Source organism: Serratia sp. G204Y (genome assembly GCF_051172435.1).
GTDB classification, from domain to species: domain Bacteria; phylum Pseudomonadota; class Gammaproteobacteria; order Enterobacterales; family Enterobacteriaceae; genus Serratia; species Serratia sarumanii.
Genome location: NZ_JBPIZA010000006.1, coordinates 130,975 through 151,446, shown reverse-complemented (window position 1 = coordinate 151,446; position 20,472 = coordinate 130,975). Strand labels below are relative to the sequence as shown.

The 20,472-nt window shown below is 60.6% G+C and carries 16 protein-coding genes; 6 read left to right on the top strand and 10 right to left on the bottom strand.

Annotated elements, in window-relative coordinates:
- From ACSBQQ_RS21390 to ulaA, 4 genes are read right to left on the bottom strand one after another with little or no spacing between them, the layout of a single operon-like run.
- Window positions 1–657 carry a 3-keto-L-gulonate-6-phosphate decarboxylase UlaD gene (locus tag ACSBQQ_RS21390; RefSeq protein ID WP_033649343.1) on the bottom strand — a complete coding sequence of 219 codons (657 nt, stop codon included), beginning with the start codon at window positions 655–657 and terminating at the stop codon, window positions 1–3.
- A 16-nt stretch (window positions 658–673) separates the two neighbouring features.
- A complete protein-coding gene (gene ulaC / locus ACSBQQ_RS21385) occupies window positions 674–1,141 on the bottom strand; it encodes a PTS ascorbate transporter subunit IIA (RefSeq protein ID WP_033649344.1) in 468 nt (155 codons plus the stop codon).
- Between the two features lie 10 nt (window positions 1,142–1,151).
- Window positions 1,152–1,460, bottom strand: a complete 309-nt coding sequence (gene ulaB / locus ACSBQQ_RS21380; protein WP_033636327.1) for a PTS ascorbate transporter subunit IIB — start codon at window positions 1,458–1,460, stop codon at window positions 1,152–1,154.
- Between the two features lie 14 nt (window positions 1,461–1,474).
- Window positions 1,475–2,872, bottom strand: coding sequence for a PTS ascorbate transporter subunit IIC (gene ulaA / locus ACSBQQ_RS21375; RefSeq protein WP_033636328.1), 1,398 nt, complete (start codon window positions 2,870–2,872; stop codon window positions 1,475–1,477).
- Window positions 2,873–3,226: 354 nt separating this feature from the next.
- On the opposite strand from ulaA, the gene ulaG reads away from it, so the two are divergent.
- The 6 genes from ulaG to glpD all read left to right on the top strand — a co-directional run bounded on the left by ulaG (window position 3,227) and on the right by glpD (window position 9,141).
- A complete protein-coding gene (ulaG, locus tag ACSBQQ_RS21370; protein ID WP_039569257.1) occupies window positions 3,227–4,291 on the top strand; it encodes an L-ascorbate 6-phosphate lactonase in 1,065 nt (354 codons plus the stop codon).
- Window positions 4,292–4,403: 112 nt separating this feature from the next.
- Complete coding sequence (ulaR, locus tag ACSBQQ_RS21365) at window positions 4,404–5,159, top strand: HTH-type transcriptional regulator UlaR (RefSeq protein ID WP_033636329.1); 756 nt, start codon at window positions 4,404–4,406, stop codon at window positions 5,157–5,159.
- An 84-nt stretch (window positions 5,160–5,243) separates the two neighbouring features.
- Window positions 5,244–5,570 (top strand): thiosulfate sulfurtransferase GlpE, encoded by a 327-nt coding sequence (gene glpE / locus ACSBQQ_RS21360; RefSeq protein WP_019455180.1) that lies wholly within the window; start codon window positions 5,244–5,246, stop codon window positions 5,568–5,570.
- A 171-nt stretch (window positions 5,571–5,741) separates the two neighbouring features.
- Window positions 5,742–6,578, top strand: coding sequence for a rhomboid family intramembrane serine protease GlpG (glpG, locus tag ACSBQQ_RS21355; RefSeq protein WP_039569119.1), 837 nt, complete (start codon window positions 5,742–5,744; stop codon window positions 6,576–6,578).
- A gap of 50 nt (window positions 6,579–6,628) precedes the next feature.
- A complete protein-coding gene (locus tag ACSBQQ_RS21350) occupies window positions 6,629–7,387 on the top strand; it encodes a DeoR/GlpR family transcriptional regulator (protein ID WP_004930797.1) in 759 nt (252 codons plus the stop codon).
- A 245-nt stretch (window positions 7,388–7,632) separates the two neighbouring features.
- Window positions 7,633–9,141: a glycerol-3-phosphate dehydrogenase gene (glpD, locus tag ACSBQQ_RS21345; protein ID WP_060429255.1), complete on the top strand. Its 1,509-nt coding sequence runs from the start codon at window positions 7,633–7,635 to the stop codon at window positions 9,139–9,141.
- A 63-nt stretch (window positions 9,142–9,204) separates the two neighbouring features.
- Here the strand turns inward: glpD and glgP are convergent, their stop codons facing one another.
- The 6 genes from glgP to asd all read right to left on the bottom strand — a co-directional run bounded on the left by glgP (window position 9,205) and on the right by asd (window position 20,364).
- Window positions 9,205–11,652, bottom strand: a complete 2,448-nt coding sequence (gene glgP / locus ACSBQQ_RS21340; RefSeq protein WP_049235333.1) for a glycogen phosphorylase — start codon at window positions 11,650–11,652, stop codon at window positions 9,205–9,207.
- A gap of 141 nt (window positions 11,653–11,793) precedes the next feature.
- Complete coding sequence (gene glgA / locus ACSBQQ_RS21335; protein WP_060429256.1) at window positions 11,794–13,224, bottom strand: glycogen synthase GlgA; 1,431 nt, start codon at window positions 13,222–13,224, stop codon at window positions 11,794–11,796.
- 135 nt (window positions 13,225–13,359) lie between these two features.
- A complete protein-coding gene (glgC, locus tag ACSBQQ_RS21330) occupies window positions 13,360–14,637 on the bottom strand; it encodes a glucose-1-phosphate adenylyltransferase (protein ID WP_004930810.1) in 1,278 nt (425 codons plus the stop codon).
- Window positions 14,638–14,652: 15 nt separating this feature from the next.
- Window positions 14,653–16,635, bottom strand: a complete 1,983-nt coding sequence (gene glgX, locus ACSBQQ_RS21325; protein WP_033649348.1) for a glycogen debranching protein GlgX — start codon at window positions 16,633–16,635, stop codon at window positions 14,653–14,655.
- Window positions 16,632–18,818, bottom strand: coding sequence for a 1,4-alpha-glucan branching protein GlgB (gene glgB / locus ACSBQQ_RS21320; protein ID WP_060429257.1), 2,187 nt, complete (start codon window positions 18,816–18,818; stop codon window positions 16,632–16,634). The genes glgX and glgB overlap by 4 nt, the downstream gene beginning before the upstream one ends.
- Before the next feature lie 442 nt (window positions 18,819–19,260).
- The gene (gene asd, locus ACSBQQ_RS21315) at window positions 19,261–20,364 is read right to left on the bottom strand and encodes an aspartate-semialdehyde dehydrogenase (RefSeq protein WP_033636337.1); all 1,104 of its coding nucleotides are present in this window, start codon (window positions 20,362–20,364) and stop codon (window positions 19,261–19,263) included.
- Window positions 20,365–20,472: the final 108 nt, after the last annotated feature.

Sequence of the window (20,472 nt, the reverse complement as noted above, 5' to 3'; positions counted from 1 at the left end):
TCAGCCCCACAGCTGGGCAATGACGGATTTAAATTCCCGCGCCGCCGCGACCGGATCGGCGGCATCGCGAATGCTGCGTCCGGCGATAAAGACATGGATGGGAATGCCCTGGAACAGAGGCAAATCCTCCAGCGCCAGTCCGCCGGTGACCGTCACCTTAAAACCCATCTCGCTCAGGCGACGCACCGCGCGGATATCGTCTTCGCTCCATGCGACCCCTGCGGCCTGCGCATCGCGGCTGCGGTGGTACACCACCTGACCCATTCCCGCTTCACGCCACGCCTGCGCCTGTTCCCAGGTCCAGAACCCCGTCAGTTCGATCTGCACGTCGCCACCGAACTCATGCGCTACCTGCAGGGCGCCCTTGACCGTATTGATGTCGGCACAGCAGATCACCGTGATCCAATCGGCATGCGCCTCGAAGCACATTCGCGCCAAAATCTGACCCGCATCGGCGATTTTTGCGTCCGCCAACACGATGCGATCCGGATACAGCGCTTTCAGATCGCGTACGGCGCGCACGCCTTCCGCCACGCACAAAATAGTGCCGACTTCGATGATGTCGACTTCGGCCGCGATCAGGCGAGTCGTATCGTAAGCCGCGGCCATGGACAGGTTATCCAGCGCCACCTGCAACATCGGTAACTGCGTGTTCATTGTTTGTCTCCTTCAATCAATTCGCCGCCGTAGACGTTTTGTCGATCAACGCCAATACCTCGCTCGCGTGGCGACAGGCCCGCAAGCGATCGAAGTTCGCCTCATCTTCAAACAGATTCACCACTTGCATGATCCCCACCTCCTGATGCGTTTTGGCGTCCACCGCCGCCAGGGTGATCAAGATGTCTATCGGATCGTTGTCCTCATCGCCGAAACACACCGGCGTTTTCAAGGTGACCAAGGCGAAGCCGGTTTTCAGCACCCCTTCCTCCGGCCGGCCGTGCGGCATCGCCAGGCCCGGCGCCAGCACGAAGTAAGGGCCGTGCCGGTCGACGCCGGCCAAAATGGCGTCGAAATAGCGCGGTTCCACCACCCCGGCAGCCACCAGCAAATCGACGCCCAACCGCACCGCCTGCCGCCAGTCAGCAGCCTCCGCCTGCAGTTGGATGGCGTTGTTTTGCGCCAACGAATCGCTCAGCTTCATCACTCGCTCCTTACTGCTTCAAATCTTGCGGAAAATGCGTGCCGATAACTTCCATCAGCTTCGGGCCGAAGTCCGCCGCCGAGAGCATATTGCGCACCCCAACCACATATTTGTTGCCGCTCACGACGATTTCGTCGGCGACATGGGTGGAAGCAATGATGATGTCGGCCCCGTTCAACTCGGATTTGTATTCCCCCACCGCACAGCTGTTGACCGAATGATTCACACCTTGCTGCGTTAAAAATTGGTCGACTTTCATTTTCATGATCATGGAACTGCCTTGCCCGCAACCGCATACCGCCAGGATTCGTACCGTCATAATCTGCACTCCTATTAACGTGACGCTGGTTCAACCGATTGTTTTTCAGCATCTTCTTCCGCACGCAGGGTGCGTCCGGCGAAGAACATGTACAGCAGGGCGATAACGATCACCACACCCATAAACCACAGGCCCAGACTCAGCCCCTGCATCAGCGGCGGCGCCAGAATCGACCAGTCCGCCATGCCCATCCAGGCGCTTAGCCCGGTCAGTTTGATGGCCCACACGCAGCCGAAGATCTCTATCATTCCCATCACCAGACAGATCTTCATCGCCGCGCGCCAGCCGCCGAAGTGGTTAGCGAATACGCCGATGGTGGCGTTAGAAAAGAACATGGGAATGAAACCGGGAATGATCATGATGGAAGAGCCGAGCGCCAACAGTATGCCGACGGCGATCAGTTGGCCGATGGTGCCCCACATAAAACCCCACACCACGGCGTTGGGCGCGAAGCTATAAATGGCGGCGCAGTCGATGGCCAGTACCGCGCCGGGGATCAGACGTTGGGATATGCCGTTAAAGGCCTCGGTCAATTCGGCGACGAACATGCGCACGCCCTGCACGATGATGAAAATCGCCACCGCGAACATCAGCCCGGTTTGCAGGATATAAATGCTCCAGTGGGTTTTACCGGCCATCGCCTGCAGAGTGTCCAAGCCGAACGAGCACAGAATGATGCCGAAAAACAGCGTCATCACGATGGCGGTGGACACGATGTTGTCATGGAAAATGTTCAGCCACCCGGGCAGCTTCAGATCTTCCACGCTGTCCTCTTTTTTACCGAGATACGGTGCGGCCTTGTAGGCCAGCCACGAAGCGAACTGCTGTTGATGCCCGATCGAGAAACCGCTGTTTTCCGTTACCGCCTGCGTCGGTTTGAACATCATGTTGGAGGTGATGCCCCAGTACAGTGAAGCCAATAGCGCGCTGCACAATACCGTCGTCCACATGCCGTAACCCAGAATATAGAAAAATACCGCGATCAGCCCGACCTGCTGAAACATGATGTGGCCGGTGAGCATGATGGTACGAATCCCGGTAATACGCCGCAGCAGTACGTAGAGAATGTTCAGCGCCAATGCCAGCAATACCGCGTAGCCGACCCAGCTGTAGGCATCCCCCATACGTTCGATGGTGGCCATCATCGAAGCATAGGTGTCCGAAATCGCCCCGTTGATGCCGTATACCTCGGACAACTTCGCCACGACCGGTTTGAACGTGCCGGTCAGAATGCCGGAACCGGCCTGCAATAACATGAAACCGATAATGGTCTTGATGGTGCCTTTGATGATGACCGCCGCGCTTTTGCGCAGCAACGTGTAACCCAGCAGTGTAACCAGCCCCAGCAGCAGCGGCGCATTGGTCATCACCTGGTTAAAAAAGACGGTGAAGATGGTGTAAAGGGTTTCCATACGGCTCTCCCGGAAAGGTTGGCGTGCAGGTAACGCTTTCACCATATCAATCACCAACAATCACAAAAAGATCATAAATGATTATTTGTGAACAACCTCGCAAGATAAAAATCAATTCCACTAACATTCAATGAATTAGGCAACACTCATTTTATTAACCATTGAATTTAATAGCAGTAACCAGGAGAAACATAAGCGCCATGGGCAGTGTCGCACGCGAATAAGGCGGCGTTAACGGGAGTTAAGATCGTTGTCAGGTGAAAAAAACGATGCTAGATTCAATCAAAACAAGTCACATAAAATCCTAATGTGATTACTTATGATTTTATCATCACCGACAATGAGGAAAAACCCATGAGTAAAGTCAACGACATCACCCGCGAGTCCTGGATATTGAACACCTTTCCCGAATGGGGCACTTGGCTGAACGAAGAGATAGAGCAGGAGAAAGTCGCGCCCGGCACCTTCGCCATGTGGTGGCTGGGCTGCACCGGCATCTGGCTCAAGTCTGAAGAAGGCGCCAACCTGTGCGTCGATTTTTGGTGCGGCACCGGCAAGCAGAGCCACGCCAACCCGCTGATGAAAACCGGCCACCAAATGCAGCGCATGGCCGGGGTGCGGAAACTGCAGCCGAACCTGCGCACCACCCCATTCGTACTCGACCCGTTCGCCATCACCCAGCTCGACGCCGTGCTGGCCACGCACGATCACAACGACCATATCGATGTGAACGTCGCGGCGGCCGTGTTGCAGAACTGTCCCGAATCCGTCCCGTTTATCGGGCCGAAAAGCTGCGTGGATATCTGGATCGGCTGGGGCGTGCCGCCGGCGCGCTGCATCACCGTCAAACCTGGCGACGTGATAAAAATCAAAGACGTCGAAATTCATGCGCTGGATGCTTTCGATCGCACGGCGCTGATCACATTACCGGTGGAACAAAAGGCCGCGGGCGTACTGCCGGACGGCATGGATCTGCGTGCGGTCAACTACCTGTTCAAAACGCCGGGCGGCAACCTTTATCACAGCGGCGATTCTCACTACTCCAACTATTACGCCAAGCACGGCAACGATCACCACATTGATGTCGCCCTCGGCTCCTATGGCGAGAACCCACGCGGCATTACCGACAAGATGACCAGCGCCGACATCTTGCGCATGGCGGAATCGTTGAACGCCAAGGTCGTGATCCCCTTCCACCACGATATTTGGTCGAATTTCCAGGCAGACCCGCAGGAGATCCGCGTGTTGTGGGACATGAAAAAAGATCGGCTCAAGTACGGTTTCAAACCCTTTATCTGGCAGGTTGGCGGCAAGTTCATCTGGCCGCAGGACAAAGACAATCTGGAATATCACTATCCGCGCGGGTTCGATGATTGTTTCACCCAGGAACCCGACCTGCCCTTCAAGTCTTTCTTGTAATCAACCGGTGTTGCATACTGATGCGCGCTTTTGAACGGCAATGATTCAAATCGTCAAACGGCGCGCATATAATCGAAGGCAACGACGTTCTTCTCACCCTGATGGAGCCCGCATGACAGAGTCCCAACGCCACAATGCCATTCTCGATCTCTTGCATCGCAAGGGGCAAATCTCCGTGGCGGACGTGATCGCGGCGTTTGACATCTCTCCGGCCACCGCGCGCCGGGACATCAACAAACTGAATGAAATTGGCAAATTGCGCAAAGTGCGCAACGGCGCCGAAGCCACGCAAACCCCGCGCCCGGCCTGGACGCCGCTCAACATCCACCAAACCCAGCATCTCGACGAAAAAATGCGCATCGCGGCAGCAGCGGCGCAACTCTGTCAGCCGGGCGAAAGCGTGGTGATCAACTGCGGTTCCACCGCATTTCTGCTGGGGCGTGAAATTTGCGGCAAGCCGGTTCAGGTGATTACCAACTACCTGCCGCTGGCCAACTACCTGATCGAACAGGACCATGACAGCGTGGTAATCATGGGTGGCCAGTACAACAAGACTCAGTCGATTACCCTGGCGCCTCAGGACGGCGACGCGACGCTGTACGCCGGGCACTGGATGTTCACCAGCGGTATCGGCCTTACCGCCGAGGGTTTGTATAAAACGGATATGCTGACCGCCATGGCGGAGCAAAAGATGCTCAACTACGTCGGTAAACTGGTGGTGCTGGTCGACAGCAGCAAAGTCGGCCAACGCGCCGGCATGCTGTTCAGCCGCACCGAGCAAATCGCCATGGTGATCACCGGCCGCGCCGCCAATCCGGCGATCGTTGAACAACTGCGTCAACAGGGCGTTGAAGTGCTGCTGGTGTGACAAAACCACACCCTTGCTCTGGTCTTAAACGCCGCAGAGTTGGTTACAATAGCGGCGTCCCCCAATTACGAGGCAGTCAGCAGTATGGAACAGTTCGAAGCGATCAACGTTGAGCAAGCGTACGCCCGCTGGAAAGAGGGCAGCGCCGCCCTGGTCGACATCCGCGATCCGCAAAGTTTTGAAGCCGGGCATACGCCGGGCGCCTTTCACCTCACCAACGCCACCCTGTCGGCCTTTATGCAGCAAAACGACTTCGAGCGGCCGGTAATGGTGATGTGCTACCACGGCAACAGCAGCCGCAGCGCGGCGCAGTATCTGCTGCACCAGGGGTTCGACGCGGTCTACAGCATCGACGGCGGCTTCGAGGCCTGGGCCCGCCAGTATCCGCAAGACGTGGAAACCTCTGCCTGATCCCCGCCGCCCGCCGTGCGTCGGCGGGCTTCCCCTTCGATTTTGTGCGCGTTTTCGCGGGTTTTTCGCAGATCCGTTTGCCAGCGCTCAGGATTTCGACGTTATAATCGGCCGTCAGGGTCGCCGGCGGGCAAGCCGCGGCCAAAATCATTCACTTACGACGGAAGAGCAATGGTTAGAGTAATCGCCGTATCCAACCCGCGCCTGGCGCTGGCCTTTGTCGACTATATGGCGACCCAGGGCATCCGGCTTGAGCTGCGCAACAGCGGCGAGGCGGCGGAAATCTGGCTGGCCGACGACGTTCACCTCGAGCAGGTGCAACACGAGCTGCAGCAGTTTCTGACCGATCCGCTCAACCGCCGTTATCAGGCCGCCAGTTGGCAGACCGGCCATACCGACGCCGGCCTGCACTATCAGAGCGAATCCTATCTGCACACCCTGCGCAGCAAGGCCGGGCCGCTGACGCTCGGCGTGATGGTGCTGTGCATCGCGGTCTATATTCTGATGCAGGCGCTGGGCGACGACACCGTGATGTACTGGCTCTCCTGGCCGCAAAACAGCAGCCAATACACGCAGCTGTGGCGCTGGGTCAGCCATGCGTTCCTGCACTTCTCCCTGCTGCATATTCTGTTTAACCTGATGTGGTGGTGGTATCTCGGCGGCCAGATGGAAAAACGCCTCGGCGCCGGCAAGCTTTTCGTGCTGGCGGTGGTGTCGGCCTTCTTCAGCGGCTGGGCGCAATCGCTGTTCAGCGGCGCGCTGTTCGGCGGGCTGTCGGGCGTGGTTTATGCGCTGATGGGCTATGTGTGGCTAACGGGTGAACGGGCGCCGGAGCGCGGCCTGATGCTGCCGCGCGGCCTGATGGCGTTCTCGGTGCTGTGGCTGGTGGCCGGATATTTCGATATTTTAGGAATGTCGATCGCCAACGCGGCACACGTAGCCGGTTTAGTGTTAGGGTTATTGATGGCATTTTGGGATACGCGCCATCGCGCACACAACGAACAATAACAGCCGGGAGCTGTGCCCAGCGGGCATAGCGGGCGTTTTAGGGGATTATCGTGAAGCAAACACAGCGTCATGACGCAATTATCGAGCTGGTGCGCCTGCAGGGTTACGTCAGCACGGAAGAGCTGGTGGAACATTTTGACGTCAGCCCGCAAACGATTCGCCGCGATTTGAATGACCTGGCCGACCAGAACAAGATCCAGCGTCACCACGGCGGCGCGGCGCTGCCTTCCAGCTCGGTCAACGCTGCCTATAACGATCGCAAGGTGATGTGGTCGGAAGAGAAGGCCCGCATCGCGCAGCGCGTCGCCAGCCAGATCCCGGACGGCGCCACGCTGTTCATCGATATCGGCACCACGCCGGAAGCGGTGGCCCATGCGCTGATGAACCACAAGAACCTGCGCGTGGTCACCAACAACCTCAACGTCGCCACCCTGCTGACCGCCAAGGAAGACTTCCGTCTGATCCTGGCCGGCGGCGAAGTGCGCACCCGCGACGGCGGCATCATGGGCGAAGCCACCCTGGACTTTATCTCCCAATTCCGCCTCGATTACGGCATTCTCGGCATCAGCGGCATCGATATGGACGGTTCGCTGCTCGAATTCGACTATCACGAAGTGCGCACCAAACGCGCGATTATCGAAAATTCCCGCTGCGTGATGCTGGTCACCGACCACTCCAAATTCGGCCGCAACGCCATGGTCAACCTGGGCAACATGAATCTGATCGACTACCTGTTTACCGACCAGCTGCCGCCGCCGAGCGTGATGAAAATCATCGAGCAGTACGACGTGCAGCTGGAGCTGTGCTGATCCGCCGTTAACCCGCGGGGCGCGCCGCCGCCCCATTTCCCCCCCGACGCCCCCTTTTCGACAGCCGTTTGCCCGCCCGATCCATATCCTTATCATTTATGCGCCTATCATCACCAAACTGTTACCTTTATCACGCCTAAATGTTTTTGTTTGGTTAAGTCTTGGCTTGCTTGTTGGTTTTTGATTACAATCATGAGCGAAAACGAACATGAAAGAGCTATTTCGAACATCTGGAGGAAGATGACGTGGAAACCAAAGACTTGATCGTTATCGGTGGCGGCATCAACGGTGCCGGCATCGCGGCGGATGCTGCCGGGCGCGGGCTGTCGGTACTGCTACTGGAAGCGCAAGACTTGGCCTGTGCTACGTCTTCCGCCAGTTCCAAACTGATCCACGGTGGCCTGCGCTACCTGGAACACTACGAATTCCGTTTGGTGAGCGAAGCGCTGGCCGAACGTGAAGTGCTGCTGAAGCTGGCGCCGCACATCGCGTTCCCAATGCGTTTCCGCCTGCCGCACCAGCCGCACCTGCGCCCGGCCTGGATGATCCGTATCGGCCTGTTCCTGTACGATCACCTGGGCAAACGCACCAGCCTGCCGGGCAGCAAGGGCTTGCGCTTTGGACCAGAGTCGGTGCTGAAGCCTGAATTGAAGCGCGGTTTCGAATATTCCGACTGCTGGGTCGACGATGCTCGCCTGGTGGTGCTGAACGCGCAGGAAGTGGAAAAACGCGGCGGCGAAGTGCGCACCCGCACCAAAGTGACCCGCGCATGGCGTGAAAACGGCATGTGGATGGTGGAAGCGGTCGATATCGACAGCGGCAAAACCTTCACCTGGCGCGCCAAAGGCCTGGTGAACGCCACCGGCCCGTGGGTGAAAAACTTCTTCGACGACGGCCTGAAGCTGAAATCGCCTTACGGCATCCGCCTGATCAAAGGCAGCCACATCGTGGTGCCGCGCGTGCACGATCAGCCGCAGTCTTACATTCTGCAGAACGAAGACCACCGCATCGTGTTCGTGATCCCGTGGAATGACGAGTTCTCCATCATCGGCACCACCGACGTGGAGTACAAAGGCGATCCGAAGGACGTGAAGATCGACGAGAACGAAATCGCTTATCTGCTGAAAGTGTACAACGATCACTTCAAGAAGCAGCTGGGCCGCGACGACATCGTCTGGACATACTCCGGCGTGCGTCCGCTGTGCGACGACGAATCCGATTCGCCGCAGGCGATCACCCGCGATTACACGCTGGACGTGCACGACGAGCAAGGCAAGGCGCCGCTGCTGTCGGTCTTCGGCGGCAAGTTGACCACCTACCGCAAGCTGGCCGAGCACGCGATGGAAAAACTGGCCCACTACTACCCAGGCTGCGGCCCGGCGTGGACCAAAAACGCCACGCTGCCGGGCGGTGACATCGGCGGCGATCGCGACGGCTACGCGGCCAAACTGCGCCGTGCACACGGCTGGCTGCCGGAAGCGCTGGCGCGCCGCTATGCCCGCACCTACGGCAGCCAGAGCGAGCTGATCCTGGCCGGCGCCAACGGCCTCGCCGATCTGGGCGAAGATTTCGGCCACGGTCTGTATGAAGCCGAACTGCGCTACCTGACCGAGAAAGAGTGGGTCGTAGAGCTGGACGACGCCATCTGGCGCCGCACCAAGCTGGGCATGTGGCTGGACGAAGCGCAGCAGGCGCGAGTGAAAGCCTGGCTGGCGGAACACGCGAAAACGAAAGCGCTGTCGCTGGCTTCCTGAGCCGCAGCGTAACGAAGAAAGGGCCGGTTATCCGGCCCTTTTCTTTGCTCTTCCTCGCACGCTTTACAGCTTCACCGGCTGAATGTGCCAGATTTCATCCGCATATTCCTGAATGGTGCGATCGGAGGAGAAGTAGCCCATGTTGGCGATATTCAGCACCGCGCGCCGCGTCCACTCGTCCTGATTGAGATACACCTCGTCCACCTTGTCCTGCGTATCCACGTAGCTGCGGTAATCCGCCAGCAGCTGATAGTGATCGCCGAGGTTGACCAGCGAGTCGAACAAATTGCCATAGCGTTTCGGCTCTTCCGGGCTGAACACGCCGGTGGCGATCTGCGTCAGCGCCTGATGCAGCTCCGGGTCTTGCTCATAGTACTGCCGCGGGTTGTAACCGTTGCGGCGCAGTTCCTCGACCTGCTCGGCGGTATTGCCGAAGATAAAGATATTCTCCTCCCCCACGTGCTCGCGCATCTCGACGTTGGCACCGTCCAGCGTACCGATGGTCAGCGCGCCGTTCAGCGCGAATTTCATGTTGCTGGTGCCCGAGGCCTCGGTGCCCGCCAGCGAGATCTGTTCGGACAGATCCGCCGCCGGGATAATGATCTGCGCCAGGCTGACGCCGTAGTTCGGAATGAACACCACCTTCAGCTGGGTATGCACGCGCGGATCGTTATTGATCACTTTGGCCACGTCGTTGATCAAGCGGATGATCTGTTTGGCGGCATAGTAGGCCGAGGCCGCCTTGCCGGCGAAGATCACCACCCGCGGCACGCGATCGATCTCCGGATCGTCCAGCAGACGGTTATACAGCGTGATGACGTGCAGCACGTTGAGCAGCTGCCGTTTGTACTCGTGGATGCGCTTGATCTGCACGTCGAACAGCGCATCCGGGTTGACCACCACGTTGAGCGTTTTGGCGATGTACAGCGCCAGCCGCTCCTTGTTCTGCCGCTTGGCGCGCTGCACCGCCTGCAGGAAACTCGGGTAATCGACGTTGGCTTTGATCTCGCTCAGCTGGCTGAGATCGGTGCGCCAGGTTTGGCCGATGCAGTCGTCCAACACCGCCGCCAGCGGCGGGTTGGCCAGCGCCAGCCAACGGCGCGGCGTCACCCCGTTGGTTTTGTTGCAGAAACGATTGGGGAACAGCCGGGCGAAGTCGGCGAACAGCGACTGCACCATCAGTTCGGAATGCAGGGCGGAAACGCCGTTGACCTTGTGGCTGGCCACCACCGCCAGCCACGCCATGCGCACCCGGCGGCCGTTGGTTTCGTCGATGATCGAGACCCGCGCCAGCAGGTCGTTGTCGCCCGGCGCCACTTCCTGCACCATCTTGAGGAAGTGATCGTTGATTTCGAAAATCAGCTGCAGATGGCGCGGCAAGATGCGGCCAATCATGTCCAGCGGCCAGGTCTCCAGCGCCTCGCTCATCAGCGTGTGGTTGGTGTAAGAAAACACCTGCTCCACCACTTCCCAGGCGTCGAGCCACTTGAATTTGTGCTCGTCGATCAGCCGGTGCATCAGCTCGGGAATCGACAAGACCGGGTGAGTGTCATTGAGGTGAATGGCGATCTTGTCCGCCAGGTTGTCGAAGGTTTTGTGCATCAGCCAATGGCGGTTGAGGATGTCCTGCACCGTCGCCGACACCAGGAAATACTCCTGTCGCAGCCGCAGCTCGCGCCCGGAGGAGGTCGAGTCGTCCGGATACAGCACGCGCGACACGTTCTCCGAGTGGTTTTTATCCTCCACCGCGGCGAAATAATCGCCCTGGTTGAACTTGCCGAGGTTGATCTCGTTACTGGCCTGCGCGCCCCACAGCCGCAGGGTGTTGGTGGCATCGGTGTCGAAACCGGGGATCACCTGATCGTAGGCGATGGCCACGACCTCTTCGGTCTCCAGCCAGCGCGCCTTGGCGCCCTCCTGCTGCACGCGGCCGCCGAAGCGCACCTTGTAGCGGGTGTTGTGGCGCGGAAACTCCCACGGATTACCGTACTCCAGCCAGTAGTCCGGCGACTCCATCTGTTGGCCGTTGACGATGTTCTGCTTGAACATGCCGTACTCGTAGCGAATGCCGTAGCCGCGCCCCGGCAGCGCCAGCGTCGCCAGCGAATCGAGGAAGCAGGCCGCCAGGCGGCCCAGACCGCCGTTGCCGAGGCCAGGGTCGTTCTCTTCTTCCAGCAGTTCACCCAGGCTCAACCCCATTTCGTTCAGCGCGTTGTCGATATCCTGATAGATGCCCATCGACAGCAGCGCGTTCGACAGGGTGCGGCCGATCAGAAACTCCATCGACAGGTAATACACCTGCCGCACGTCTTGAGACAGCTGGGCGCGGTTGGAACGCAGCCAGCGTTCAACCATGCGATCGCGCACCGCGAACAGCACGGCGTTCAGCCAGTCGTGCCGGTTGGCGATGGCCGGATCCTTGCCGACGATAAACATCAGCTTATAGGCGATGGAGTGTTTCAGCGCTTCCACACTGACCGTAGGTGAGGTGTAACTAAACGGTGAAGTCATGGCTTTTTAATCCCTTGTAGGGAGCCCAGCCATTCGCCGCGGAATAGCGGGCTCCGCTGAACATGGACGCGGCACGCCGCGCCCCGACAATCAACCCAAACGGCTGCCCGCCGCGCGTCAACCCGAGACGCGAAACGCGGGCTACAAACGTTGATAAAGCGATAAATACTCTTTCGCCGCCACCGGCCAGCCGAAGTCCACGCTCATGGCGTGGCGCTGAACGTGGCGCCAGTGTTTCGGCCGGCTCCACAACACCATGGCGCGGCGGATGGCGTTGCCCAGCGCGACGGCGTCGCAATCGTCGAACACGAAGCCGCTGGCGGTGCCGTCGGCCAGGTTCTCCAGCGCGCAGTCCACCACCGTGTCCGCCAGCCCGCCGGTGCGGCGCACCAGCGGCAGCGTGCCGTATTTCAGGCCGTAGAGCTGCGTCAGGCCGCAGGGCTCGAAGCGGCTCGGCACCAGAATCACGTCGGCGCCGCCGATGATGCGGTGGGAGAAGGATTCGTGATAGCCGATCTGCACCCCAACCTGCTCGGGATAATCGGCGGCGGCGGCCAGAAACGCCTGTTGCAGCACCGCATCGCCGGCGCCCAGCAGCGCCAGCTGCCCGCCCTGCGCCAGCAGCTCAGGCAGTGCCTGCAGCACCAGATCCAGGCCTTTTTGGCTGGTCAATCGGCTCACCACCGCGAACACCGGCAGCGATTCATCCACCTTCAGCCCCATGGCCTTTTGCAGATGCAGCTTGTTTTTGACCTTGCTTTTCAGATCGTCGGCGTCGTAGCGGGCGCTCAGCCGCGGGTCGCGGGCCGGATCCCAAATGTTGTCGTCCACCCCGTTGAGGATGCCGCTCAGCCTGCCCTGCCGCTGCCGCTCCTGCAGCAGCCCCTCCATGCCGTAGCCGAACTCCGGCCGGGTGATCTCGCGCGCATAGGTCGGGCTGACGGCGGTCACATGGTCGGCATAAAACAGCCCGGCCTTGAGGAACGACATCTGGCCGTAGAACTCCAGGCCATAAACATCGTAAAACGACGTCGGCAGCCACAGCTCGGTCACGTGATGGGCGGAGAACAGCCCTTGATAGGCCAGGTTGTGCACCGTAAACACCGAGCGCGCCGGGTGGCCGTTGGCGGCCAGATAGGCGCAGCTCAGGCCGGCGTGCCAGTCGTGGGCATGCACCAGCTGCGGCCGCCAGTAGCGATCCAGCCCCTTGGCCAGCTCGCAGGCCATCCAGCCCAGCAGCGCAAAGCGGCGGTGGTTGTCGGGATAGGCGTACATGGACTGATCGTGGTACGGGCTACCCGGCCGGTCATACAGCCAGGGCGCATCGATGAGATAGATGCCCACGCCATGGTAAGTGCCGTAACGCAGGCCGACCCGGCCGGCGAACGAGTCGATTTCCGCCACCAGCGAGGTGTCGGGGATGCCGTTGCGTACGTCAGGGAAAGCGGGCAATAGCACCCGAACATCGGCGCCTTCGGCGATTTGCGCCGCCGGCAGCGCGCCAACCACGTCTGCGAGTCCGCCCGTTTTCAGCAGGGGGAACATTTCAGAACATACGTGTAAGACCTGCATTATCACTCCTGAAAGTCGGCCGAAGGCCTCTGGATAAGAAATAAAGCAGGCTTGCCGCTGTTATGCGTGCCGCGTTGCGCAAGCCATCGAACCGTTCATCAGGCGGCAGGCTATCGTTCTGCCGCCCACGTTAACTCACAATTTTGACAACATTTCGCGCGTCACCAGCACGATGCCACCTTCCGAGCGATAAAAACGCTTGCTGTCCTCATCGGCGTTTTCCCCGATCACCATGCCTTCCGGAATGTGGCAGGCGCGGTCGATGATGCAGCGCCGCAGGCGGCAGGAACGGCCGACGTTCACGTCCGGCAACAATACGGTAGAGTCGATGGTGCAGAACGAGTTCACTCGCACGCGCGGGAACAGCACCGAATGCACCACCACCGAGCCCGAGACGATACAGCCGCCGGACACCAGCGAGTTCATGGTCATGCCGTGGCTGCCGGAGCGATCCTGCACGAACTTGGCCGGCGGCAGCGGTTCCATGTGGGTGCGGATCGGCCAGGCGCGGTCGTACATGTCCAGCTCCGGCGTCACCGACGCCAGATCGAGGTTGGCGCGCCAGTAGGCGTCCAGCGTGCCCACGTCGCGCCAGTACGGCGGCAGATCGGGGTTGGAGGTCACGCAGGACAAGGTAAACGGATGCGCCCACGCCGCCTGCTGCGCGGTGATTTTCGGGATCAGATCCTTGCCGAAATCGTGGCTGGAGCCGGGGGTCGACATATCCTCTTCCAGCAGCTGAAACAGGTAGGCGGCATTAAAAATATAGATGCCCATGCTGGCCAGCGACATATCCGGGTTGCCCGGCATCGCCGGCGGATCGGCGGGCTTTTCCAGAAACTCGATGATGCGGTCGCTTTCATCCACCTTCATCACGCCGAATTCGCCGGCTTCGCTGCGCGGCACCGGCAGGCAGGCCACGGTGCACTGGGCGCCCTTCTCGACGTGGTCTATCAGCATGCGCGAGTAATCCATCTTGTAGATGTGGTCGCCCGCCAGGATCACCACGTATTCGGCCTCATAGCGGCGGATGATGTCCAGGTTCTGATACACCGCGTCGGCGGTGCCTTTGTACCAATGCTCGGTGCTGAGGCGCTGCTGGGCCGGCAGCAGATCGACGAACTCGTTCATTTCCTCGTTGAGAAACGACCAGCCGCGCTGAATGTGCTGCACCAGCGTGTGCGACTGGTATTGGGTGATCACGCCGATGCGGCGAATGCCGGAGTTCAGGCAGTTCGACAGGGCGAAATCGATGATGCGGAACTTGCCGCCAAAGTGGACGGCGGGCTTGGCGCGGGTGGAGGTCAAATCTTTCAGGCGCGAGCCGCGGCCGCCGGCCAGGATCAGCGCTACGGATTTAATCGGCAGCTGGCGCGCCAACATCAGGGGGTCTTTATTTTCAAACCTAACCATAGCGGACTCCTTTTATTATTTCCGTACCAGAACGCAAAGCGAGCGCGCGGCCTGGTGCCAGGCGGGTAACACCGCCCGTGAGTCTTCCTGAGTGAACGGGGCGACAACCTGCCAATCGCCTTCCGGCAACCTCATCTCCACCGTTTGCGGCGTGGCGTTGACCAGCAGCAGCCAGCGCTGCGACAGCAGGATCTGCATGAGCAGATCGCCCTGCTCCCACTGCTGCGCGTCGAGCGGCTGCCCTTGCGCGTTCAGCCACTGCACGCTGCCGTCGTCCTGCTGCCACCAGCGGTCCTGTTGCAACGCGGGGATCTGGCGGCGCAGCGCGATCAGCGCCGCGACGTAATCGGTCAGCGCGTCATCCGCCGTGGCCCAATCGAGCCAGGTGGTGGCGTTGTCCTGACAATAGGCGTTGTTGTTCCCCTGCTGGCTGTGTCCCTGTTCATCGCCGGCCAGCAGCATCGGCGTTCCCTGGGACAGCAACAGCGTGGCGAGCATCGCCCGCTGGCTGGCCCTGCGGCGTTGCACAATGGCGTCGTCGGCGACCAGGCCTTCCACGCCGTGGTTGTTGCTGAAATTGCGATCGCTGCCGTCACGGTTGCCTTCGCCGTTCGGCTGGTTGTGTTTCTCGTTGAAGCTGACCACGTCCTGCAGGGTAAAACCGTCATGGGCGGTCAGCATGTTGACGGTGGCGTAAGGCGCCCGCCCGCGCTGGTTGTACAGATCGCTGGAGGCGGCGAAACGCCGGGCGAACTGGCCGAGCGACACGCCACTCTGCAGCCAGAAACGGCGCATGTCGTCGCGGTAATGGTCGTTCCATTCGGCGAAGCGGCCGGGGAACGCCCCCACCTGATAGCCGCCGGGGCCAACGTCCCAGGGTTCGGCGATCAGCTTGCAGCGCGACAGCACATCGTCCGCCAACATCGCCTGGAACAGCGGCGCATCGCGATCGAACCCCGGCGTGCGGCCGAGCACGCTGCCCAGATCGAAGCGGAAACCGTCGACGTGGCACTCCCGTACCCAAAAACGCAGGCAATCCATCACCCAGGCCACGCCCTGCGGCTGATCCAATCGCAGGGTATTGCCGCAGCCGGTGTCGTTAACGTAGTCACCCTCCGGCGTCAGCCAGTAGTAGCTCTGGTTGTCGATGCCGCTCAGCGACAGCATCGGCCCGTCCCTGTCCAGCTCGGCGCTGTGGTTGAACACCACGTCGAGGATCACCTCGATGCCGGCTTGGTGCAGCGCCTTGACCGCATCGCGAAATTCGTTCAACGGCGTGCCGTCGGTGCTCAGGCTGGCGTAGCGGTTGTCCGGCGCATAGGGCGCCAGCACGTTATAGCCCCAGTAGTTGATCAGCCCCAGCCGCTGCAGGCGCGGTTCGGAGGTATGTTGCTGCACCGGCAACAGTTCCAGCGCGGTGATGCCGAGGCGTTTGAAGTGGGCGATCATCACCGGGTGCCCCAGCGCGGCGAAACTGCCGCGCAGCGCCGGCGGGATCTTCGGGTGCAGCAGCGTCAGGCCGCGCACGTGCGCTTCGTAAATCACCGTCTGCCCCCAGGGCGTGGCGGGCGGGCGATCGTCCTGCCAGTCGTACTGTTCGTCCACCACCACGCATTTCGGCATCAGCTCGGCGCTGTCGTGCGGATCAGGCTGTTCGTAACCGCCGTGCAGGTGCGGGTGATCCGCCACCGGCCCCTCCACCGCGCGCGCGGCCGGATCGAGCGCCAGCTTGTTGGGGTTGAAACGCTGCCCGTTCGCCGGGTCGAACGGGCCGTAGACCCGGTAACCGTAACGTTGCCCCGGCCTGCCGCCCGGCAAATAGCCATGCCAGATATCGCCGCTGCGCGCCGGCAGCGGCAGGCGCACTTCGCGTTGCTGGCCGTCGAACAGGCACAGCTCCACCCGCTCGGCGTGCGCCGAGTACAGGGTAAAGTTGATGCCCTCGCCGTCGTAATGCGCGCCCAGCGGCGCGGCGAGGCCGGCCGTCAGCTCCGTCATGGCGCCTCCCGCAGCAGATAAATGGTCGCCAGCGGCGGCAGCGTCACGCAGATGGAAAAGTCGCGGCCGTGGCTGCCGACCGCTTCGGAAGAGACCCGCCCCTGATTGCCGGCGTTGCTGCCGTGATAGTGGTGCGAATCGGTATTGAGGATCTCGCGATAGTCGCCGGCGCGTGAGAGGCCGATGCGGTAGCGGTAGCGCGGCACCGGGGTAAAGTTGCTGATGGCGATCAGCTCATTGCCCTGCGAATCGTAGCGCGCGAACGCGAACACCGAGTTGTCGTGATCGTCGACCACCAGCCACTCGAAGCCGTCCGGGCGGTAGTCACGCTCGTACAGCGGCGCCTGCTGCCGGTAGCAGTGGTTCAGATCGCGCACCAGCCGCTGCACGCCGTTGTGCCAGTTATCCAGCCCTTCCAGCAAATGCCAATCGAGGCTGGTATCGAAATTCCACTCGCGCCCCTGCGCGAACTCGCAGCCCATAAACAGCAGCTTTTTGCCCGGATGCGCCCACATAAACCCATAGTAGGCGCGCAGGTTGGCGAACTTTTGCCAGGCGTCGCCCGGCATGCGGTCGAGGATCGATTTTTTGCCGTGCACCACTTCATCGTGCGAGATAGGCAACACGAAGTTCTCGGTGTAGGCGTACAGCATGCCGAAGGTCATCTGGTTGTGGTGATACTTGCGGTGCACCGGATCGCACTTCATGTAATTGAGCGTGTCGTGCATCCAGCCGAGGTTCCACTTGTAGTGGAATCCCAGGCCGTTGGCGTCCGGCGGCAGGGTGACGCCGGGATAGTCGGTGGACTCCTCCGCCAATGTCACCGCGCCCGGCTGCGCCTGGCCGATAGTCTGGTTGGTATAACGCAGGAAGGCGATCGCCTCCAGGTTCTCGTTGCCGCCGTAGTAATTCGGCACCCACTCGCCGTCGGCGCGGCTGTAGTCGCGATAGATCATCGACGCCACCGCATCGACCCGCAGCGCGTCGATACCGAAACGCTCCAGCCAATACAGCGCGTTGCCCGCCAGGTAGTTGCGCACCTCGTGGCGACCGTAGTTGTAGATCAGCGTATTCCAGTCCTGGTGGTAGCCTTCGCGCGGATCGGCGTATTCATACAGCGCGGTGCCGTCAAAATTCGCCAGGCCGTAGGCGTCGCTCGGGAAATGCCCCGGCACCCAGTCGAGGATCACGTTGATGCCCGCCTCATGCGCCGCCGCCACGAACGCCCGGAAATCGGCCGGCGTGCCGAAGCGCCGGGTCGGCGCATACAGCCCCAGCGGCTGGTAGCCCCAGCTGCCGTCGAACGGGTGCTCGTTGATCGGCAGCAGCTCGATATGGGTAAATCCCATGTCCTTCACATAGTCGATAAGCTGCACCGCCAGCTCGCCGTAGCTGAGCCAGAAATGGTTGTCGGTGTGGCGGCGCCATGAGCCGAGATGCACCTCGTAGATGGCGATCGGCTGGTCAAAATCGTTGGCGCGGCGGCGCGCCTGCGTCGACGGCACCACCTCCGGCAGCGGTGCCACCAGCGAGGCGGTGTCCGGGCGCATCTGCGCCTCGAAGGCGTAAGGATCGGCTTTCAACTGGGTATTGCCGTAGCAATCGACGATTTCATATTTATACAGCTGGCCGGCCCGCACGCCGGGCAGGAACAGCTCCCAGATGCCGTTTTCACGCCGCAGACGCATCGGATGGCGGCGGCCGTCCCAGAAGTTGAACTCCCCCACCACCGAGACGCGCTGGGCGTTGGGCGCCCAAACGGCAAAGCTGACGCCGTCGACGTCATCCAGCGTGGCGAGGTGAGCCCCCAGGCGTTCATAGGGGCGCAGGTGCGTGCCCTCGGCCAGCAGCCAGCTGTCGATGTCCTGCAGCAGCGGGCCGAACCGGTAAGGATCGTCGATGGTCTGTTGATGATCGCGCCAGCTGACCTGCAGCTGATAGCGGAAAGGATTTTTGCGCCGCGGCACCACGGCGCTGAAGAAGCCGCGCGGATCGTCGCAGTTCAACTGCACCAGCCGCCGGCCGGTTTGCTGCTCAATCAGCCAAACTTCGGTGGTGTCCGGCAGCAGCGCACGCACCTGCAGACCGTTATCGGTCGCATGCATGCCAAGCAGAGCAAAGGGGTCGGCGTAATGGCCGGAGATGATCTGATCAATCACGTCACGATCGGGAAGTACAGGCATAGTCTTCTTCCTTAGATTAACAGCATGATCTAAGCACGGCTTGTTGGTTATTCCTTGGCCGTTTTGGTCATCATGCAATGCATTCGGTATCCAAAGCGTGATTGCGGTCGGTTATTGACCAATCTTTACTCTGCCGACCTGAATTTCGCTCTTTATGCTTATTTTTAGAAATATTTCAGTCATGGTGAAAAATTGTTCGCCCATGCGTTAAGCATAGCCAATGTCTGTTAAAAACTGCTCAGCATTGCTCAGGAAAATTCTTCATTAAGAAAACTGCCAGCCTGGCGGCGCCGGCATGCGGCGGCCGACGAGGAGATATGCGGGGTACAGCTCATTGAAGCAGGGCTTGCGATGACGTTGCCCGACGCGGACGCGGCGAACAAAAAAGCGGAAAATAAGGCTTTAGGGGGCTGAAAGCAGCCAGCCCCCAGGAAGTGCGGGTTTACAGCAGAATACGCAGCATGCGGCGCAGCGGCTCGGCCGCGCCCCACAGCAGCTGGTCGCCCACGGTGAACGCCGACAGGTACTCCGGCCCCATATTCAGCTTGCGCAGACGGCCGACCGGCGTATTCAGCGTGCCGGTCACCGCCGCCGGCGTCAGTTCGCGCATGGTCAGCTCACGGTCGTTCGGGATCACGCGCACCCAGTCGTTGTGCGTCGCCAGCATCTGCTCGATTTCCGGCAGCGACACGTCTTTTTTCAGCTTCAGGGTGAACGCCTGGCTGTGGCAGCGCAGCGCGCCGACGCGCACGCACAGGCCATCGACCGGGATCACGCTGCCGGTGTTCAGAATCTTGTTGGTTTCCGCCTGGCCTTTCCACTCTTCGCGGCTCTGGCCGTTGTCGAGCTGCTTGTCGATCCACGGGATCAGGCTGCCGGCCAGCGGCACGCCGAAGTTATCGGTCGGCAGTTTGCCGCTGCGGGTGGCCTCGGTCACCTTGCGCTCGATATCCAGAATGGCGGAAGCCGGATCCTGCAGCTCTTTCGCCACGTCGGCATGCAGCATGCCCATCTGGGTCAGCAGTTCGCGCATGTGGCGCGCGCCGCCGCCGGAGGCCGCCTGGTAGGTGGCGACCGACGCCCACTCCACCAGATCGTTGGCGAACAGGCCGCCGAGCGACATCAGCATCAGGCTGACGGTGCAGTTGCCGCCGACGAAGGTTTTGATGCCGTTATCCAGGCCCTGCTGAATCACCGCGTGGTTGACCGGATCCAGGATGATGATGGCGTCGTCCTGCATGCGCAGCGAAGAGGCCGCGTCGATCCAGTACCCCTGCCAACCGCTGGCGCGCAGCTTAGGATAAACTTCGTTGGTATAATCGCCGCCCTGACAGGTAATAATGATATCGAGCGCGCTCAGCGCGTCGATGTCATACGCATCCTGCAGCGTGCCCTGCTGGCCGCCGAAGGCCGGCGCGGCGGAACCGTGCTGCGAGGTGGAGAAAAAGACCGGGCGAATGGCGTCGAAATCGCGCTCTTCCGTCATGCGTTGCATGAGAACCGAGCCGACCATTCCGCGCCAACCGATGAAACCAACGTTTTTCATAATATCTGTGTCCCGCCCGGATAAGGGCTTATGTAGGTGATAACGAGTTGTGTGCAATATCTCCTCACCTTACAAAATGTCGGCGCGGGCGCAAAGTGAATTTATTCG

Excerpts from the sequence above, each read along its gene's own strand:
- ACSBQQ_RS21390 (WP_033649343.1), bottom strand. The coding sequence starts at position 657 with ATGAACACGCAGTTACCGATGTTGCAGGTGGCGCTGGATAACCTGTCC.
- ulaC (WP_033649344.1), bottom strand. The coding sequence starts at position 1,141 with ATGAAGCTGAGCGATTCGTTGGCGCAAAACAACGCCATCCAACTGCAG.
- ulaB (WP_033636327.1), bottom strand. The coding sequence starts at position 1,460 with ATGACGGTACGAATCCTGGCGGTATGCGGTTGCGGGCAAGGCAGTTCC.
- ulaA (WP_033636328.1), bottom strand. The coding sequence starts at position 2,872 with ATGGAAACCCTTTACACCATCTTCACCGTCTTTTTTAACCAGGTGATG.
- ulaG (WP_039569257.1), top strand. The coding sequence starts at position 3,227 with ATGAGTAAAGTCAACGACATCACCCGCGAGTCCTGGATATTGAACACC.
- ulaR (WP_033636329.1), top strand. The coding sequence starts at position 4,404 with ATGACAGAGTCCCAACGCCACAATGCCATTCTCGATCTCTTGCATCGC.
- glpE (WP_019455180.1), top strand. The coding sequence starts at position 5,244 with ATGGAACAGTTCGAAGCGATCAACGTTGAGCAAGCGTACGCCCGCTGG.
- glpG (WP_039569119.1), top strand. The coding sequence starts at position 5,742 with ATGGTTAGAGTAATCGCCGTATCCAACCCGCGCCTGGCGCTGGCCTTT.
- glgP (WP_049235333.1), bottom strand. The coding sequence starts at position 11,652 with ATGACTTCACCGTTTAGTTACACCTCACCTACGGTCAGTGTGGAAGCG.
- glgA (WP_060429256.1), bottom strand. The coding sequence starts at position 13,224 with ATGCAGGTCTTACACGTATGTTCTGAAATGTTCCCCCTGCTGAAAACG.
- glgC (WP_004930810.1), bottom strand. The coding sequence starts at position 14,637 with ATGGTTAGGTTTGAAAATAAAGACCCCCTGATGTTGGCGCGCCAGCTG.
- glgX (WP_033649348.1), bottom strand. The coding sequence starts at position 16,635 with ATGACGGAGCTGACGGCCGGCCTCGCCGCGCCGCTGGGCGCGCATTAC.
- glgB (WP_060429257.1), bottom strand. The coding sequence starts at position 18,818 with ATGCCTGTACTTCCCGATCGTGACGTGATTGATCAGATCATCTCCGGC.
- asd (WP_033636337.1), bottom strand. The coding sequence starts at position 20,364 with ATGAAAAACGTTGGTTTCATCGGTTGGCGCGGAATGGTCGGCTCGGTT.